Source organism: Lysinibacillus sp. FSL H8-0500 (assembly GCF_038051955.1).
GTDB lineage: Bacteria > Bacillota > Bacilli > Bacillales_A > Planococcaceae > Lysinibacillus > Lysinibacillus macroides.
Map to the genome: position 1 here is coordinate 4,133,552 of NZ_CP150292.1, position 17,306 is coordinate 4,150,857.

The following is a 17,306-nucleotide window of genomic DNA, read 5'->3' on the forward strand; positions in this document are numbered from 1 at the left end:
GCACATTCTCCCGCTTTTGAGCGGCAATCCCATGCTTTCCCACCTGGAGCTTTCAACATTAAATACGGTCATCCTCACGAATATCCGCAAGAGGTACAAATATTTCGATATGACGCTTTAGGTTTTCAAATGTGGCAGGTGCATCGCCGCCATATTCGCCATCTAAGTTGAGATGTACTTCATTTTCTGTCGTAACTTTTACAACGCTTGCTTTTTTATAAATGACCCGATCATCATTTAAATGCTCACCTCTTAATGCCATAGCAGCAAGCTGAATAAACTCAGGTAAGCTGACCTTTTTTAACACAATTAAGGTAAAGTAGCCATCATTAATGCTAGCATCTGGCGCAAGCTTCTCAAAGCCACCTACTGAATTTGTAAGTCCGCAAAGAAACATCATGGCATCTCCATCAAATACTTCTCCATCGTATTCAATACGCATATGTGAAGCTTTAATGGATGGTATCATCTCTACTGCTTTTAAATAATAAGCTAGCTGACCAAGCATTGTTTTCATTTTACTTGGTACTTCATATGTTAGCTCTGTGATTCGGCCGCCAGCTGCAATATTGATAAAATAACGTTCACCATTTAATAAACCAACGTCCACTGGTAGGGTATCACCTTGAATAATAATCTCTACTGCCTCATCAATATTTCGAGGAATATGCACAGCACGGGCAAAATCATTTGTAGTGCCCATCGGAATTAGACCAATTTTCGGACGATTTTCATATGGACTTACACCTGAAACAACTTCATTTAATGTGCCATCTCCACCAACTGCAATAATTATATCAAAGCCGCGCTCTACCGCATCTTTTGCTGCAAGTGTTGCATCGCCTTCACCTGTTGTTGCATGACAAGATGTCTCATAGCCCGCTACCTCTAGTTTCTCTAACACCTCTGGGAGATGCTTCTTAAATGCTTCACGTCCAGATGTAGGATTATAAATGATTCTTGCTCGTTTCATAACATACCTTCCTGCTTCATAAGATTCTATTTCATTCAACGAATTATACATTGAAATGTTGCATTATTTATTGTAATGCTGCTGTTATTTGCTTTTTAAAGTCCTCATAGACAAAAGTCCAATAAGATTGGTTGGAAATATTTTCTTCACGAATTTCCGTATACAGTGCCTTTTGCGCCTCTTCAAACGCTGGGTCTTCTTTATCTGGTAAGCTTGCTCGTTTCGTTACCACCAGCTCCTGTAATTCAGGTGCACGTGGTCCCCATTTGCCAATAACCTCCCCAGTGTCATCTAATAGCAGATAGATGGGAATCGCACGACCACCATTTGTTAAATAACGATCAATTAAATTTGTATCAGCATCACGTAAAACGGCACGCATGTCTATGCCCGCTGCCTCAGCCACACGGCGAATAATTGGATTATTTAACATTGCATCACCGCACCAATCCTCCGTAATTGTTAAAATCTTTGGCTGCTTGTTCTTTAATAAATCAACAAAGCCATCGTTTGTTGGTACTTCAAAGCCGTCATAAATACGAAAACTCTCTTCTTTAAGTGTTGTCATATTGTCCATGTATTGTTGGATAGAAATAGCTTCATTAAAATATTGTTGTTCTGTTTTCACTGGCTCGTCCCCCTCAGTATAATCTATTCTATATTTTGCTACGAATCCGCATTTAAGACAACTGTAAAGCTCTTTTTATTTACAAAAAATATAAGTACTATTTACTTCTAATTTATAAAATATCTAAGTATTTATTTTCCGAAATAATATAAATATTTACATATTATGTTCGATATAGTAAAGGAAGGTCCTTCTAATAAAAAATGTGAGGAGTTTTAATAATGAGAAAGATTTACGCTTTTCTATTTGTTTTGTTTATCTCTTTACCATTTTTCATCGAAGAAGCAGCTGCAGCTATAATTGATGAGACAGAACCAAATGATACATCAGTAAATGCGCAGCTTATTGAGAGAAACAATCATGATCCAGCTCAAATGATTAATGGGAATAATGCGAGTCAAAAAGTGTTAGTTGGCAATTTGTCGAGTGCAACAGACGAGGATTGGTATCAAGTTTATTTACCTGCCAATCCAGAAACCTATTTATCTATCAATGGTCAAACAGGTCCAATCTTTAAATTTGAAATATTTGATGCTACTTTGGGGCAAATTTTTGAAGAGGACTATAGTAAAGATCCTTCTTTTATAGGCGCCTTTCCTTACGAATTTAATGTATCCACAGCGGGGATTTACTATGTGAAAGTTTCAAGTGTTTTTGGAACAGGTGGGGAATATCGCTTTACCGTTGGCAGCCCCAATTATACGGTGGATTCCTATGAATACACAGCAGCAACACCCTTAACATTAACGACGTCAATTAATACTGCTCAAGATACGTATGATCTTAGACATATCGCAGACGTCCCTAAAAAAGCTATTGTTTACCAAGTTACATTTGGTGGCACTAAGGTAAATTCTGCAACAAGTGAATATAGACGAATTAAATTAGCGACCGATTCTTCGTGGATTAACACCTCCTCCTATTCATGGATCGCCAATATTCCTGCTGTTCAAAATAAAGCCTTTCATAGTCAGTGGAGTGTTCAATTACAAGGTAAGGTTTCAAATAGCACAAAGCCCTATAGTTTAACACCAAAATTAAGATTTTCTTATTTTTATCCAATCATTCCTTAATATATTAGGAGGTGAATTTCTATGAAAATGCAACACTTCTCTCTTATGCGAAGCCTTTTCAACAATGGCTCCTCTAAAACAAACATGTTATCAACGATGAAACAATTAAGTCAATACAATCAATTATCTAAAGGGACTATGAAAAAACTGTATGAAAAATTAGATACGGTGGAAATATCACCTAGTAGTCTGCAAAAGCAGGTAGCGAGTAAGCAGGGGATTACAAGCCGTCAAGCTATTCAATCACTCACCCATTTACAAGGAAAAGAAGTAAAGGAAATAAAAGCAAAGAATAACGTGCTTGAATTTGACGATGGTGCTTTATATCGCTTTAGTTTTAATGGCGTTTCAACGGTTATGCAAAGCTTCTACCATGGCTCTGGTTCCATTCTTGGCACTGCTTTCACCGAATTGGGCGAACGACTAGGTGTTGATACAGGAACTATTTATTCTCAGCAGGATGTAACAAAGATCAATAAAATTGAAGACTTTTTTTCTGGCTTTACAGGGCGATCTGGCTTAATCGGTTCAAGACATTCATATTCTGGTGAGGAAGTATTGGATATGTTCAAGAGTGTTGGGATTGAGCCTGGTTGGTTTACGGTTAAAAGTAGTGGTCAAACTGTGAGACATTATTTAAGAGAGGATGGTCGAACTTTTTCGGAAAAACAGGTTCTAGGTAGCCGTAATACGTTTATGTCCCATAATTTATTTGATATTGGATATAAACAAGGCGAAAAAATTACTATTGGCGACACTGATTACGAGGTGGATGAAACAGGTCATATTAATTTGCCACCAGATGCAGCCGTTTTCCTCACCCATAATGTCGACCCTATATACACAAAGCGAAAGCAACTTGCCACAATTAAAGATCAATTAATAAAAACACAGGCAACTCGACCAGAGGAGCAAGTATTCTTTTCAACGCCCACCCATGATTATACATTGGATGGAAATGGAGAATTATTAGAAACCAAGAATTTAAACAGTAACCGTCAAACGGGCTGGTGGACAACAAAATTGTAATTTAAACTAAAAATGGTACCGGGCTTATTCCATCCCAGTACCATTTTTTTAGCGTTTAGCAATTTCTTGTTGTAATAATTTATTTACCATTGGTGGGTTAGCTTGGCCTTTTGTTGCTTTCATAATTTGACCAACTAAGAAGCCAATCGCGCGATCCTTACCATTTTTGAAATCTTCAATAGATTGAGCGTTATTATCTAAAACTTCTGTTACAATGGCAAGTAATGCACCTTCATCGGAAATTTGCACTAAACCTTTTGCTTTCACAATATCCTGTGCAGAGCCGCCGTTTTCTACTAATTCAGCAAATACTTTTTTACCGATCTTAGAAGAAATTGTACCGTCTGTAATTAATTTCACCATTTCCGCAAGGTTTTCTGGCGTTAATGCAGTATCTTTAAGATCTTTTTGTTCTGCGTTTAAGTAAGCAGAAACATCACCCATTAACCAGTTAGCAGAAAGCTTCGCATCTGCACCGTTTACAATCATTGCCTCGAAGAAGTCTGAGATTTCTTTTGAAATAACAAGAACGCCTGCATCATATGGTGTTAAGCCTAATTCTTCAACATAACGTTTTTTACGTGCGTCTGGAAGCTCAGGAATTTCTGATTTTACACGCTCTAGCCATGCATCATCAATCGAAAGACGCACTAAGTCTGGCTCTGGGAAATAGCGGTAATCATCTGTTCCCTCTTTGACACGCATCAGAATTGTCTTACCTGTTTTTTCATCAAAGCGACGAGTTTCTTGCTCAATTACACCACCTGACAACAATACATCTGCTTGGCGTAATTCCTCATGCTCTAAGCCACGTCGTACAAAGTTGAAGGAGTTTAGGTTTTTAAGCTCTGTTTTTGTACCGAATTCTTCTTGGCCATAAGGACGAATGGAAATATTAGCATCACAACGAAGTGAGCCTTCTTCCATTTTACAGTCAGATACATCTGTATATTGGATAATGGACTTTAATTTTTCTAAGTAAGCATATGCTTCATTTGGTGTACGAATGTCTGGCTCAGAAACGATTTCAACAAGTGGTGTTCCTTGACGGTTAAAGTCAACTAATGAGTGGTCACCAGCATGCGAAAGTTTACCAGCATCTTCTTCCATATGAAGACGAGTGATACCGATACGTTTTGTATAGCCGTCTACTTCAATATCAATCCAGCCATTTTTACCGATTGGTTTATCGAATTGTGAGATTTGATAAGCTTTCGGATTATCTGGATAGAAATAGTTTTTACGGTCAAATTTTGTTTCTTGCTCGATTTCCATATTAAGTGCAAGTGCTGCACGCATTGCGAAATCTACTACATTTTTATTCAGTACAGGTAGAACACCTGGATAGCCTAAGTCGATTACTGTTGTATTTGTATTTGGTTCAGCACCAAAGTGAGCAGGTGCTGGTGAGAAGATTTTTGAGTTTGTTTTTAACTCAACGTGTACTTCTAAACCAATGACTGTTTCAAAGTTCATGTTATTTTCCCTCCCAAATCTGAGGAACTTGTTTATGGAACTCCGTTGCTTGTTCAAAAGCATGAGCTACACGATAAATCGTTGCTTCATCGAAGTATTGACCGATGATTTGTAAGCCTAATGGTAGACCATTGTCAAAGCCACATGGAATTGAAATGGCTGGTACGCCTGCCAGGTTCATCGGAATTGTTAAAATATCGTTGGCATACATTGTCATTGGATCATCAACGTTTTCACCAATTTTAAATGCAGGTGTTGGCGATGTAGGTCCAATGATAACATCAAAGTCTTCAAATACTTTGTCGTAATCAGCTTTAATCAGTGTACGTGCTTGCTGTGCTTTTTTATAGTAAGCATCATATGTACCAGCACTTAAAGAGTAAGTCCCAAGCATAATACGACGTTTTACTTCATCACCAAAGCCCTGTGCACGTGTTTCTTTATAAAGGTCCATTAAATTAGTAACGTTTTCTGCACGGAAGCCATAACGGATACCGTCGAAACGAGATAAGTTAGAAGACGCCTCAGATGAAGAAAGGATATAGTACGCAGCTAGTGCATATTTTGAATGAGGAAGTGATACTTCTTCTACCGTAGCCCCTAAGCCTTTTAATACCTCTAATGCCTCTAGCACTGATTGACGTGCTGCTTCGCCAACGCCTTCACCGAGAAATTCCTTTGGTACGGCGATACGCAAGCCTTTAATATCTCCAGTAAGCGCTGCTGCATAGTTTGGTACCTCTACATTTGCAGAAGTTGAGTCATTTGGATCTAATCCTGCAATGGCTTCAAGTAAAAGTGCATTATCTTCAACATTGCGTGTAATCGGTCCAATTTGATCTAAAGAAGATGCGAATGCAACTAGACCAAAACGAGATACACGACCATATGTAGGCTTCATCCCTACAACCCCACAGTAAGCTGCTGGTTGACGGATTGAACCACCTGTGTCTGAACCAAGAGAGAATGATACTTCACCTGCTGCTACTGCTGCCGCAGATGCACCTGAAGATCCTCCTGGTACGTGGTTTAAGTTCCATGGATTTTTTGTTGTTTTATAGTACGAGTTTTCATTAGAAGAGCCCATTGCAAACTCGTCCATATTAAGCTTACCAACTGTCACCATGCCTGCTTCACGTAGCTTGTTGACAACAGTCGCATCATAAATTGGCATAAAGCCTTCAAGAATTTTAGAGGCACAAGTTGTTTCTAAGCCCTCTGTTACAATGTTGTCCTTTACACCGATTGGAAGACCGAAAAGTGGTCCGCGCTCTTCAAATGGTACTTTATCCATTTCAGTAGCTTGTGCAGTTGCTTTTTCTTTGTTTGAAGCAAGGAATGCCTGTACATCGCCATCAAGCTTTGCAATACGCTCGTATGCTTCTTTTGTTAAGTCAGCAATTGATAAGTTACCCGCTTGAATTTCCGCTTGTAACTCCTTAGCTGAACGTTCAAATAACGTCATGAGGAATCCTCCTATATTTTAAGTATTACATGATAGGTGGTACTTTTACCTGACCATCTTCTTGTTCTTTTACATTTAACATCATTACTTCGCGATCTAAGCCCTTTACTGCTACGTCTTCACGCATAACATTCACCAATGGTAACACATGCGTTGTTGGTTCAACATTCGTTGTATCCAGCTCATTTAATTGCTCTGCAAAGTCAGTAATTTTCCCAAGCTGTTCAGCAAATTTCTCTGCCTCTTCCTCTGTAATTGCAAGACGCGCTAAATTTGCTACGTGCTTTACTTCTTCTTTTGTTAATTTAGCCATTTTTCACACCTCCAAATACTTACTCAATTCATTGTTTTTATTGATAACAATAGGGTTGGATAAAGTTAACCATGCCAATAATCATAACATTTTTCCTATTAAAAATCACAACTTTCAGCAAAAATATAGAAACTTTCCCCGCAATAACAAAGTGTTGGCATTGTCTTTTTTTACTTGCTTACTACATCCGAAAAAGATAGCCAGCACAAAGGCTGACTATCGTTAATCATAAACATGCACATATGGGTCCGTATCATTCGCTTTTTTAATAATTAATGCCTCAGGACCGTTTACTGAAGTAATACTTACTTCAACATGAATATTATTAAATTGATTGATTAAAATACCCGTCAAATATTGCGTGAAGCCGATAATTTCTGCTTTACCGAAAAATTGGATAGGAATTTCGATGGTCAGCTTTTGGATTTCTTTATTGCGATAGAAGCCTGTACCAATAACACTTGTATAATTCGAGAAATATTTATCAACGTCTAGCTTAAAGTTTTTGAAGTCTTTATTTACCTCTCGATAAACATCCTGTGAATCATCCGTTGGGAATAATACATAGTTTTCATCAATTGTTTCCCAACTAGCAATGTCATTTTGACCAGCCTTTGCTACACCATAGCTAAAATAGGAGCCTGGAACAATTGCATTGCGTGCTTGTTGTTTAAACAAACAAATAACAATTGGAATATCCTTTAGCTCATCACGTGCACGTAATCGCGTAACAATTTCAGCTGCCATTTTTTTACCTTGCTCCACAAGCGCAGCCTCTGAAATCGGTTCCTCATAATATTCCCCATATTGCTCTTTTTGATAATAATAAATCGAATTGAGGGCAAGGCCTATAGACATGCCACCTAATTTGACTTTATTATCCTCTGTTTTTGTTAAATAGTTTTGCTCCACAATATGCGCTAAATATACAGGAGCCTTTGTTGCTCGCTCTTCCGCTGTCATCGTCTCTGTTGTTGGCGGATTTAAACCTGTCTCTACTTGTGAACTACGTGCTAGCCAATCCTTTACCGTATTTTCAGCTAAGTATTGCCCTTCCTGGAAGTAATAATTTTCAGTGTCAAACTCATTTTGAGAGAGGCGCATTAAGCCTTCCTCTACTTCCTTCATATCGTATTTTGTATAAATATTTGATACAACAAGCCCTCTACTTGCACTCTCTTTATAAGGAATCAATGTTTTGTAATAGGATTCATCAATTTGTATGCTTGGAATAATTGTTGTTTCAGCTTTTTCATCTTGCTGCGTTTCCTGCGTAAGCTCTGTTCCCCCATCTTTAGAAGGCACACAGCCGACTAACATTGCAGCTGCTACAATTGCTGGAATGAGTCGAAAAGACTTCATTATTTAATGCTCCTTTACGAATAATCAATTTTAACGCTGTTAAATAAGACTAAGTTGCTCAATTAAGGTTTCTTCGTTCCAAACGTCAATACCTAATTGCTCAGCCTTTGTTAGCTTAGAGCCTGCGTCCACACCTGCGATCACAAGGTCCGTTTTTTTGCTAACACTGCCTGTGACAGTACCACCCAACTCCTCTATTCTCGCCTTTGCTTCGTTGCGTGTCAATTGCTCAAGTTTACCAGTTAACACAATGGTTTTCCCTGCAAAAGGATTATCGCCTATAACCGTTTCTACTTTTTTCCCATTATAGGTCATATTCACGCCTGCTTCAGCAAGACGGTCAATCACTGCACATGCATCTTCATTTGAGAAATATTCGACTAAGGATGAAGCCATTTTATCGCCAATCTCATGAATCCCCACTAGCTGTTCCTCTGTGGCTGCCATCAGTGCCTCCATTGAACCAAATTCCTCTGATACAATTTTAGCTGCCTTTTCCCCAACATGTCGAATACCTAAGCCGATTAATAATCGCTCTATCGAGTTTTCCTTAGAGGCTTGAATAGCATTCACTAAATTGGTTGCAGATTTTTCACCCATTCGCTCTAGCTCAACAAGCTGTTCAACTGTTAAATGATATAAATCAGAGACATCATGAATTAAATCTACACGCAATAATTGCTCCACTACTTTATCCCCTAAACCGTCAATATTCATCGCATTACGAGAAACAAAATATTTAATGCTTTCTGCAATTTGTGCAAAGCATGCAGGATTCACACAGCGTAGCGCAACCTCCCCTTCAATACGAATAAGCTCACTATCACAAACAGGACAATTTTTTGGGATTACATACGGCATAGCATCTGCAGGGCGTTGCTCCATTAAGACACCTACAACTTGTGGAATAATATCGCCTGCTTTTCTAATAATCACGGTATCTCCAAGGCGAATATCTTTATCGCGGATTAAATCCTCATTGTGTAAGGATGCACGTTGGACAGTGGTTCCCGCTACTTGTACTGGTGCTAAGATAGCTGTTGGCGTCACAACACCTGTGCGCCCTACTGTTAAATGAATATCAAGTAATGTTGTGATGACTTCCTCCGCGGGGAATTTATAAGCGATTGCCCAGCGCGGACTTTTAGCTGTATAGCCTAGCTCATCCTGCTGTGCGTAGCGATCAACTTTAATTACAATACCATCAATTTCATAAGCTAAATTTAGACGATTCTCTGTCCAATGCTCGATAAACGCCATTACCTCTTCAATTGTTGAACAACGTTGACGTTCTTTATTGGAAGGGAATCCCAAGCTCTCTAAATAGTCGAGCATTTCCGCATGGCCATCAATACCATATGCCTCCCCATCGCCACCAATCGCATAGATAAAAGTTGATAAATGACGGCTTGCCGCAATTCTAGGGTCTAGCTGACGTAAGGAGCCAGCAGCAGCATTCCGTGGATTTGCAAATAACTCTTCACCATTTTCTACACGCTGCTCATTTAATTTTTCAAATGACTTTTTCGGCATATATGCTTCACCGCGTACCTCAATAGTAATGGGCTCCTTCAAACGTAGAGGTATCGCTCGAATCGTCCTTAAATTGGCTGTAATATCTTCCCCTACAACTCCATCTCCTCGCGTTGCCCCTTGTACAAATAAACCATTTTCATACTTCAATGAAATAGCAAGACCGTCTATTTTCAGCTCACATACATAGGAGAATTGATCACCAATTGCCTGCCGAACTTTACGGTCAAATTCTCGAAGACCCGCTTCATTAAAAGCATTTGATAGGCTAAGCATCGGGTAATCATGCGTCACTTTTTTAAAGCCCTCTACCACTGCCCCACCAACGCGCTGTGTAGGTGAATCAGGGTAGATCAGTGATGGATTCGCTTCTTCTAGTGCAATAAGCTCCTGCATTAATTGATCATAAACGCTATCAGCTACAACAGGCTTATCTAATACATAATAGGCATGTCCATACTCATGCAATAATTGATTTAACTCCTCTATACGTTGTTCGATTTCGTTCATTTATGTTCCTCCGCTTATGCTTTTTCAATAGGTGCAAATTGAGCTAGTAATCGCTTAATGCCAATTGGTTGTGGAAAAGCGATATCCAGCTCTGTATTATCACCTTCACCTTTTACACTAACAACCATACCTGTTCCCCATTTTTTATGAATAGCTTTATCGCCAGCCCTCCAACCGAACTGGTCGCCGCCTGTTGCTTGTAATCGTGCTGTAGCAGGCTGTGTTTGCTGAACGGCTCCAATTGTTCGTTTTTGAGGTCCACCTGTTGAACGATTGCTTGATGCAAATGGTGTTGTGGTTTGGACGCCTGCTTTGGAGATAGGTTCTATAATATCTTCTGAAATCTCTCCTAAAAATCGTGAGGCATTATTAAAGCTCGAACGACCAAAAATTGTTCGGCTTTGCGCGCATGTTAAATATAAACGTTCTTCTGCTCGGGTCACGCCCACGTACATCAACCGACGCTCTTCTTCCATTTCATCTGGATCATCGAGAGAACGTGAATGTGGGAAAATATTTTCCTCCATCCCAATAATAAAAACAACAGGGAATTCTAAGCCTTTCGCAGCATGCATCGTCATTAAAATAATATTGCCTTTCGATGTATCCTCTTTATCGAGTGCATCAATATCAGCAATTAATGCCAGATCAGTTAAAAAGGCAACTAAGCTTTTATCATCACTACGCTCCTCAAATGCCTTTGTGACGGATAAGAACTCTTCAATATTTTCTAAACGGCTTTCGGCTTCAATCGTTTTTTCATTTTGCAGCATTGTACGATAACCTGACTTATCAATGACTTGCTCGACAATTTCAGTGACAGATAAATAATTTTGCATCTCTGTAAAGCCTTTAATCATTGCATAAAATTGCTCAGCTGAGTTTGCGGCTTTTCCTGATAAGCCCATAAATACAAGATCATTCATCGCATCAAAAATAGAGCGATCCTGCTCAATCGCATAGCGAGCCATTTTTTCGAAGGATGTAGCACCGATACTACGCTTTGGTTCATTAATAATACGTGCTAGTGATAAATCATCATCATTGTTGGCAATAAGACGTAAATACGCAAGTAAATCCTTAATTTCTTTGCGGTCATAGAACTTTGTACCGCCTACGATTTGATAGGCCATATTGAATTTTACTAGCATTTCCTCCATCACACGGGATTGCGCATTTGTGCGATATAAAATAGCAAAGTCATCAAATGAACGTTTTTCTTTTTTGATTAATTGCTGGATTGTTTGGACAACAAATTGGGCTTCTTCTTGCTCATTATAAGCCTTATATAAGACAATCTTGTCACCCTCTGCATTTTCTGTACGCAGTTCTTTTGGATAGCGTGTTGTATTATTGTCAATGACGTTATTGGCTGCCTGTAGGATGCGCTTTGTTGAACGATAATTTTGCTCAAGCATAATGACCTTCGCATCAGGGTAGTCCTTTTCAAAGGATAGAATATTACCAATATCCGCACCACGCCAGCGATAAATAGACTGATCGGAATCCCCTACAACACAAATATTTTTAAATTTCTTTGCTAATAACTGTACAAGTAAATATTGGGATTTATTGGTATCTTGATATTCATCCACGTGAATGTATTGAAATTTATGTTGATAGTATTCAAGTACGTCTGGTACACGCTTGAATAACGTAATGGTTGTCATAATTAAATCATCGAAATCTAAGGATTGATTGCGGCGTAATCTTTTCTCATAGCCTTTATAGACGCGTGCAACAGTTTGTCCATATGGATTTTTTTCGTTCATTTGACCAGCGTAATCATCTGCTGTGATACATTCATTTTTAGCTGCACTAATAGCATTTAAAATTGCTCGAGGCTCATAGCGCTTAGGATCAATATTCTCTTCCTTCATTACATTTTTGATGACTGAAAGCTGATCAGTAGAATCTAAAATAGAAAAATTACGAGAAATGCCGAGCTGCTCGATATTACGACGTAAAATTCTTACACACATTGAGTGAAATGTAGAAACCCACATACGATCACCCGTACCATTACCAAGAATGCCATCAATACGATCACGCATCTCACGTGCCGCCTTATTTGTAAACGTAATCGCTAAAATTTTAGATGGGTATACTTCCTTCTCTATCACTAAATAAGCAATGCGATGTGTTAATACACGTGTTTTCCCCGAGCCAGCACCTGCCATGATGAGTAACGGTCCCTCGGTTGTTTTAACTGCCCTCTCCTGCTCTGGGTTCATACCTGCTAATAAATTTTTTGTTAATTGTTCCACTTTTCTACCACCTCACAAACATTTGTTCTTAAAATTATAGCGTATTTTTCACAGCCTTTACAGTGGCAAGTGCAGCTTTTATATCTTCATAAATAATATTGCCTACCACTACTGTATTTGCAAATTGGGCTATTTCTGCTGCCTGCTTTGCAGATGTAATACCTCCACCATAAAATAGCTTTGTGTGCTTTAATTCTTGCTTCACGGCACTTACAATTTCAAGATCGCCATACATGCCACTGTACTCTATATAAAATACAGGCAGCTTAAAGAAGTTTTCTGCTAAACGTGCATAGGCTACGACATCATCAATCGTTAAATCTGTTTTTGCTCCTGTTACTTGTGCTACTTTACAATTTGGATTTAAAATACAGTACCCCTCTGCGACTAGCTCATCCCACACCATAATATCTCCGTACTCTTTAATAGCTTCATGATGTAAATTTTTAATCCACTTTGGATCATCACTATTTAAGACTGTAGGAATAAAATAATAATCATAGCCTGGTGTGACCGCATCAAGTGTAGAGATTTCAAGCGCTATTGGTACTTCAAAGCGTCTAACGCGAACAAGTAAATCTAGTACACCATCCAATGTCACCTGATCTGTTCCCCCAACTACAATGACGTCTGTGCCAGATTCACAAATTTTTTCAAGATTTTCATCCGAAATTTCCTTTGCTGGGTCTAGCTTGAACACATGTTGCCATTCTAAATAATCCATCTATTGACCACCTATCATTTTTCGATTTATTCGCTTACCAGTATAGCTTATGATTCACAACAAAAAAATGAAAAAGACTAGGTAGAATCTCTACCCAGCCTCTGCCCAACTATTCTTTTGGTGCTTGAAATGGCTTTTCATCAGGATACAAACGACCAAGCATTTCATCATATGTGTCATTCCCATAATCAAAGCAACGGCGTACCCTTGAAATAGTTGCTGTACTTGCACCTGTTTCCTTTTTAATGGACTCATAAGTTTTCTTTAAACGTAGTAAATGTGCAACCTCAAAACGTTGAGCCAGTGATTGAATTTCACTTATCGTACATAAATCATCAAAAAACTTATAGCATTCTTCGATGTCTTTTAGCTCTAATACGGCTTTAAATAATTGATCTGTTTGATGCCCTCGAATTTTTTCGATTTGCATGCAATTTCCTCCCTCTAAGACTGCGTTTTCACCATTGCTTGTAACCCTGGTGAAGTTGGCACAAAATGAATCCATGACTTTCCTGGCATAAGTTTTACTGGCTCGCCAGATTGTTCTACAGCCATTGGTATGCCATCCACATTAGCCCACTTGACTTCCCTGAGGTAGCCATTTTGAAATACATACGCATTTCCACCAGAAGTTAAATCAATTGCTTGGCGGCCAACATTATCAAGTGTTCGATGGTTCATTTCAAAAAATAGAACATTTGCTAATGCGAGCGTTTCGCCTGTTAGCATATCCTTTGTGTCCACGCCTGCCGATTGTCGTTTATAGTGATTACTTTGATGATCATACACATACGAATTATGGAAATCGTTATTATTTCCGTAGTAAACGTCAATTTGACTTGTTTCAATGCCTATTTTACCATGTTCATCAGATTCATAAAAAGCCTGAAGCACTTTTTTACTGTAATTCATTGAAGCGCCTACCATTTCAGCACCTTTTATAATATTTTCAGATGCTATATAGGAATTATGTGGCGCAACACGATCTCTTGAACGTTTAAAAAGTGTACCATCATACGCCATACCGTTAATATTATCGACTACATGGTTTTCAAGCATTGTTTTCGCCTCTGGGCTATAGCCATGTGCGATATAAAATGCATCATATCCTTTAGCAATATCGATAAAATAAGAGCGTGCACTACGCACTGGTCCTACTTTCTCAGGCAATTCACTTTGATAAATCGCTAAAAAGCGTGTAACATCACCCTCTGCTAGCATCTCATAAATAATATCTGCAGCAGCTAACCCTGATTGTGGGCGTGCTGCAGGATGATTATTAATAGTAACCATAATAGGTCGCTGTGTAATCTCTTGCTGCACAGCTTCTCCTGTAAGTGGTGCTGTATATGTTGGCTGTTGTACGGGCTGCTCAGCAATTGGCTGCTCCTCCACCATATCTTCATCATCGTCTTCCTTAGCCTTTTCAGAGTCTTTAGAACATCCTCCAATCACTAGCATAGTCAATGCCATCGCTATCAATAATTTCTTTGATTTAAACACAAACAATCTCCCCTTTAAGCAACTACACATTTCTCTTACTTGTGTACTCAACTGTCTAGCTGTTCATAAATTAGCGCATAACAGCTGGCAATAAAAGCTTGTTCTTCATTACATCAAAAATCCCTTTAGGTGTTATACGAATATATGGTAAATGGGTGGATTGCAAAAATAATAAGGTATAAATTGCATCCCCTAATTGATAGCCACGCTCTGCTAAAGCTTGTTTTAATGCTTTTTCTTTCTCCATTAACGTCTCAACACTGCCATCATACAATAACCCACCAATTGTTAATGGAATAGTAGTGATGACTTCTCCCTTTTCCACAAGAACAATACCACCTTGCTGCGCCTTCATCTCTTCAAAGGCTTTTATCATATCTTCTTTATTTTTTCCAATCAAGATAATATCGCCCGTGTTGGAATAGGAGGAGGCAAATCCTTGAACATTTGTCGCAAAGCCTTTAATCATCGTATTGACATGCCAACTGCCTTGTCGATTAATTAACATTAAATAGCACTCATCATGATTAGCAAGCTGTCCTTCTCTAGTAATAAGCGAATTATACGGCTTTGTAATCACATCATTGACTAGCTCGATCCCAAATGGCATTGAAAACTGGAAATCCTGTGAATCTAATGAAAAGTCTAAAGTAAATTTAGGGATCGCTGTATAATCAACGTCCGCTAGATTATGCACACGCTTTCCATTACGCTTCAACCAAACACCCTTTGACAGCACACTTTCTGGCACAGGATGATATTCATCTTGCAATATATTCAGGGAGGCAAAGCGCCCTGTTGCGATAAAGCCATGCAAATTAGACATATTATAATAGCATGCAATATTATAAGAGGCCATCTGATAGGCATCTATAGGAGAGACACCAGCATCTAAGGCGACTTGAATGCATTTGTCCATTACACCATCCTCATGAAAGGAAGGTGTTGAACCATCTGTTGTCATCATAAGATGGTCGAAAATAGGTAATTCTTTTTCTACGATTCCTTTTAGTAAATGTGGCAAATCTGGACGAATCGAAGAATGGCGCAATGTGACTGCATAGCCCTGCATAATACGGCGCTCCACCTCTTCCACTGTCATCGCCTCATGATCCCCATCTGCACCAAGTAGCTTCATACGTGCCAATGTTCTTTCAGATGCACCAGGGAAATGCCCTTCAATTTTTTTGCCGAGTCCTTTTGCCATTTGCATCCGATAAAGCATTTGGTCATCGCCATGCAATAGCTTAGGCCAGCCAGTCAGTTCCCCTCCTAATAGAATATCACTGCGCTCCAACCACTCTAAAATAGAGGTGTTAGAGAAAATTTCCTCCTCCTGCTCCATTTCTGTTTGTGAATCAAAACGCGCCCACCAATAAAAAGAAAACGGCAGCTTTTTTAAATGATCCAATATTGAAAACGCTTTCTTATTTGTTAAAGATAAAACAAAGCTTAAATTATCAGAAATAAAGGCTGTTGTTCCAAGTTGACCACAAAAATCAGCAAATGATTGTGGATGGTATAGTTGGAATGGATGTACATGCGGCTCAATATAACCAGGTACAATTGTTTTATCTGTACAGTCAACGATTTCTGTTCCCTCTAATAAAGGAGGCATTCTGTCGCCAGCATAGACAATTCGATCCCCTAAAATCCAAATATTCCCTACTACCCATTGTTTCAACATACTATGTAAATATCGTGCATTTTTTAATACAATATCTGGCGCTTTTTTACCATCAATTACAGCTAATTGCTGACGTATTTTTGTTATTTTCCACACTGGATCCACACTATTCGCCCCTTCCTAAATTACGTAATTTTTCATCGTGTAAATCTAATTTGATGTCACATACTATTACTGCATAGGCACATCCTTTTATTGAGGTCTGTACTTATGTAATCATCTTGTTTCAATCGTAACACAGCACTTTCATAAAGCAAAGTGTACCTCGCTTATTTTTTCCACAATGACTAAAGGAGGAACTATTATGATGCAACATACTAATTTAAGCGAAAAGAATGCATTTTGTCGCTTCGCTATGGGGACAAGCTTAACTGCATTTGGAATCGCAAAAGTGTCACGAAATCCTAATTGTACAAAGGGTCGATTGATGATTGCATTAGGTGCAATGAAAATGGCTGAGGGGCTCTTTAAATATTGCCCAACAAAGGCTATTTTAAGTTCCAATATGCAAAGTGCCATGAACACCTCTATGCAAAGTATGTTCAATGGGCAAAATTCTATGTCCTCTGAAAAAATCGATCAATTGATGAAGGATTTCTCCTCTGCTATTGCTGGTAACTCATCTGACACAGCAAAACAATCCGATACCAGCACTTCAACACAAAATTCCTCAAAAAACAGCAGCAATTCGTCAACGAATAAAGCTCAAAATCCTTCTTAGTCAAAAAGGGTGTCTCAAAGGTCATTTGAGACACCCTCTTTT

The 17,306-nt window shown here is 38.7% G+C and carries 15 protein-coding genes; 3 read left to right on the forward strand and 12 right to left on the reverse strand.

The window, feature by feature from the left end; all coding sequences use genetic code 11:
- Positions 1-58: 58 nt before the first annotated feature.
- Together MHB44_RS19845 and MHB44_RS19850 are read right to left on the reverse strand one after the other, a co-directional pair.
- Positions 59-973 carry a diacylglycerol kinase gene (locus tag MHB44_RS19845; protein ID WP_053995392.1) on the reverse strand — a complete coding sequence of 305 codons (915 nt, stop codon included), beginning with the start codon at positions 971-973 and terminating at the stop codon, positions 59-61.
- 67 nt (positions 974-1,040) lie between these two features.
- On the reverse strand, positions 1,041-1,601 hold the full coding sequence (locus MHB44_RS19850; protein WP_053995391.1) for a thioredoxin family protein: 561 nt from the start codon (positions 1,599-1,601) through the stop codon (positions 1,041-1,043).
- Between the two features lie 221 nt (positions 1,602-1,822).
- On the opposite strand from MHB44_RS19850, the gene MHB44_RS19855 reads away from it, so the two are divergent.
- Both MHB44_RS19855 and MHB44_RS19860 read left to right on the forward strand, forming a co-directional pair.
- Positions 1,823-2,674, forward strand: coding sequence for a hypothetical protein (locus tag MHB44_RS19855; RefSeq protein ID WP_053995390.1), 852 nt, complete (start codon positions 1,823-1,825; stop codon positions 2,672-2,674).
- Positions 2,675-2,695: 21 nt separating this feature from the next.
- Positions 2,696-3,703 (forward strand): hypothetical protein, encoded by a 1,008-nt coding sequence (locus MHB44_RS19860; protein WP_341300547.1) that lies wholly within the window; start codon positions 2,696-2,698, stop codon positions 3,701-3,703.
- A gap of 48 nt (positions 3,704-3,751) precedes the next feature.
- Here the strand turns inward: MHB44_RS19860 and gatB are convergent, their stop codons facing one another.
- The 10 genes from gatB to MHB44_RS19910 form a co-directional block, all read right to left on the reverse strand.
- A complete protein-coding gene (gatB, locus tag MHB44_RS19865; RefSeq protein WP_053995388.1) occupies positions 3,752-5,179 on the reverse strand; it encodes an Asp-tRNA(Asn)/Glu-tRNA(Gln) amidotransferase subunit GatB in 1,428 nt (475 codons plus the stop codon).
- A 1-nt stretch (position 5,180) separates the two neighbouring features.
- Complete coding sequence (gene gatA / locus MHB44_RS19870) at positions 5,181-6,644, reverse strand: Asp-tRNA(Asn)/Glu-tRNA(Gln) amidotransferase subunit GatA (RefSeq protein ID WP_341300548.1); 1,464 nt, start codon at positions 6,642-6,644, stop codon at positions 5,181-5,183.
- A gap of 25 nt (positions 6,645-6,669) precedes the next feature.
- Positions 6,670-6,957, reverse strand: a complete 288-nt coding sequence (gatC, locus tag MHB44_RS19875) for an Asp-tRNA(Asn)/Glu-tRNA(Gln) amidotransferase subunit GatC (protein ID WP_053995386.1) — start codon at positions 6,955-6,957, stop codon at positions 6,670-6,672.
- Positions 6,958-7,179: 222 nt separating this feature from the next.
- Positions 7,180-8,319, reverse strand: coding sequence for a CamS family sex pheromone protein (locus MHB44_RS19880; RefSeq protein ID WP_341300549.1), 1,140 nt, complete (start codon positions 8,317-8,319; stop codon positions 7,180-7,182).
- Positions 8,320-8,358: 39 nt separating this feature from the next.
- Positions 8,359-10,362, reverse strand: coding sequence for an NAD-dependent DNA ligase LigA (ligA, locus tag MHB44_RS19885; protein WP_341300550.1), 2,004 nt, complete (start codon positions 10,360-10,362; stop codon positions 8,359-8,361).
- A 14-nt stretch (positions 10,363-10,376) separates the two neighbouring features.
- Positions 10,377-12,629, reverse strand: coding sequence for a DNA helicase PcrA (pcrA, locus tag MHB44_RS19890; protein WP_341300551.1), 2,253 nt, complete (start codon positions 12,627-12,629; stop codon positions 10,377-10,379).
- Between the two features lie 34 nt (positions 12,630-12,663).
- On the reverse strand, positions 12,664-13,353 hold the full coding sequence (locus tag MHB44_RS19895) for a heptaprenylglyceryl phosphate synthase (RefSeq protein ID WP_341300552.1): 690 nt from the start codon (positions 13,351-13,353) through the stop codon (positions 12,664-12,666).
- A gap of 109 nt (positions 13,354-13,462) precedes the next feature.
- A complete protein-coding gene (locus MHB44_RS19900; RefSeq protein WP_004225717.1) occupies positions 13,463-13,783 on the reverse strand; it encodes a YerC/YecD family TrpR-related protein in 321 nt (106 codons plus the stop codon).
- A gap of 14 nt (positions 13,784-13,797) precedes the next feature.
- Positions 13,798-14,856: a DUF3048 domain-containing protein gene (locus tag MHB44_RS19905; RefSeq protein WP_341300553.1), complete on the reverse strand. Its 1,059-nt coding sequence runs from the start codon at positions 14,854-14,856 to the stop codon at positions 13,798-13,800.
- 70 nt (positions 14,857-14,926) lie between these two features.
- On the reverse strand, positions 14,927-16,648 hold the full coding sequence (locus MHB44_RS19910) for an adenine deaminase C-terminal domain-containing protein (RefSeq protein ID WP_341300554.1): 1,722 nt from the start codon (positions 16,646-16,648) through the stop codon (positions 14,927-14,929).
- Positions 16,649-16,847: 199 nt separating this feature from the next.
- On the opposite strand from MHB44_RS19910, the gene MHB44_RS19915 reads away from it, so the two are divergent.
- Complete coding sequence (locus MHB44_RS19915; protein ID WP_341300555.1) at positions 16,848-17,264, forward strand: YgaP-like transmembrane domain; 417 nt, start codon at positions 16,848-16,850, stop codon at positions 17,262-17,264.
- The last annotated feature ends 42 nt before the right edge of the window (positions 17,265-17,306 follow it).

What these genes read in the sequence shown, in the direction of transcription:
- MHB44_RS19860 (WP_341300547.1), top strand. Translation starts at nt 2,696, where the DNA reads ATGAAAATGCAACACTTCTCTCTTATGCGAAGCCTTTTCAACAATGGC.
- MHB44_RS19845 (WP_053995392.1), bottom strand. Translation starts at nt 973, where the DNA reads ATGAAACGAGCAAGAATCATTTATAATCCTACATCTGGACGTGAAGCA.
- MHB44_RS19915 (WP_341300555.1), top strand. Translation starts at nt 16,848, where the DNA reads ATGATGCAACATACTAATTTAAGCGAAAAGAATGCATTTTGTCGCTTC.
- gatB (WP_053995388.1), bottom strand. Translation starts at nt 5,179, where the DNA reads ATGAACTTTGAAACAGTCATTGGTTTAGAAGTACACGTTGAGTTAAAA.
- MHB44_RS19855 (WP_053995390.1), top strand. Translation starts at nt 1,823, where the DNA reads ATGAGAAAGATTTACGCTTTTCTATTTGTTTTGTTTATCTCTTTACCA.
- gatC (WP_053995386.1), bottom strand. Translation starts at nt 6,957, where the DNA reads ATGGCTAAATTAACAAAAGAAGAAGTAAAGCACGTAGCAAATTTAGCG.
- MHB44_RS19880 (WP_341300549.1), bottom strand. Translation starts at nt 8,319, where the DNA reads ATGAAGTCTTTTCGACTCATTCCAGCAATTGTAGCAGCTGCAATGTTA.
- ligA (WP_341300550.1), bottom strand. Translation starts at nt 10,362, where the DNA reads ATGAACGAAATCGAACAACGTATAGAGGAGTTAAATCAATTATTGCAT.
- MHB44_RS19895 (WP_341300552.1), bottom strand. Translation starts at nt 13,353, where the DNA reads ATGGATTATTTAGAATGGCAACATGTGTTCAAGCTAGACCCAGCAAAG.
- gatA (WP_341300548.1), bottom strand. Translation starts at nt 6,644, where the DNA reads ATGACGTTATTTGAACGTTCAGCTAAGGAGTTACAAGCGGAAATTCAA.
- MHB44_RS19900 (WP_004225717.1), bottom strand. Translation starts at nt 13,783, where the DNA reads ATGCAAATCGAAAAAATTCGAGGGCATCAAACAGATCAATTATTTAAA.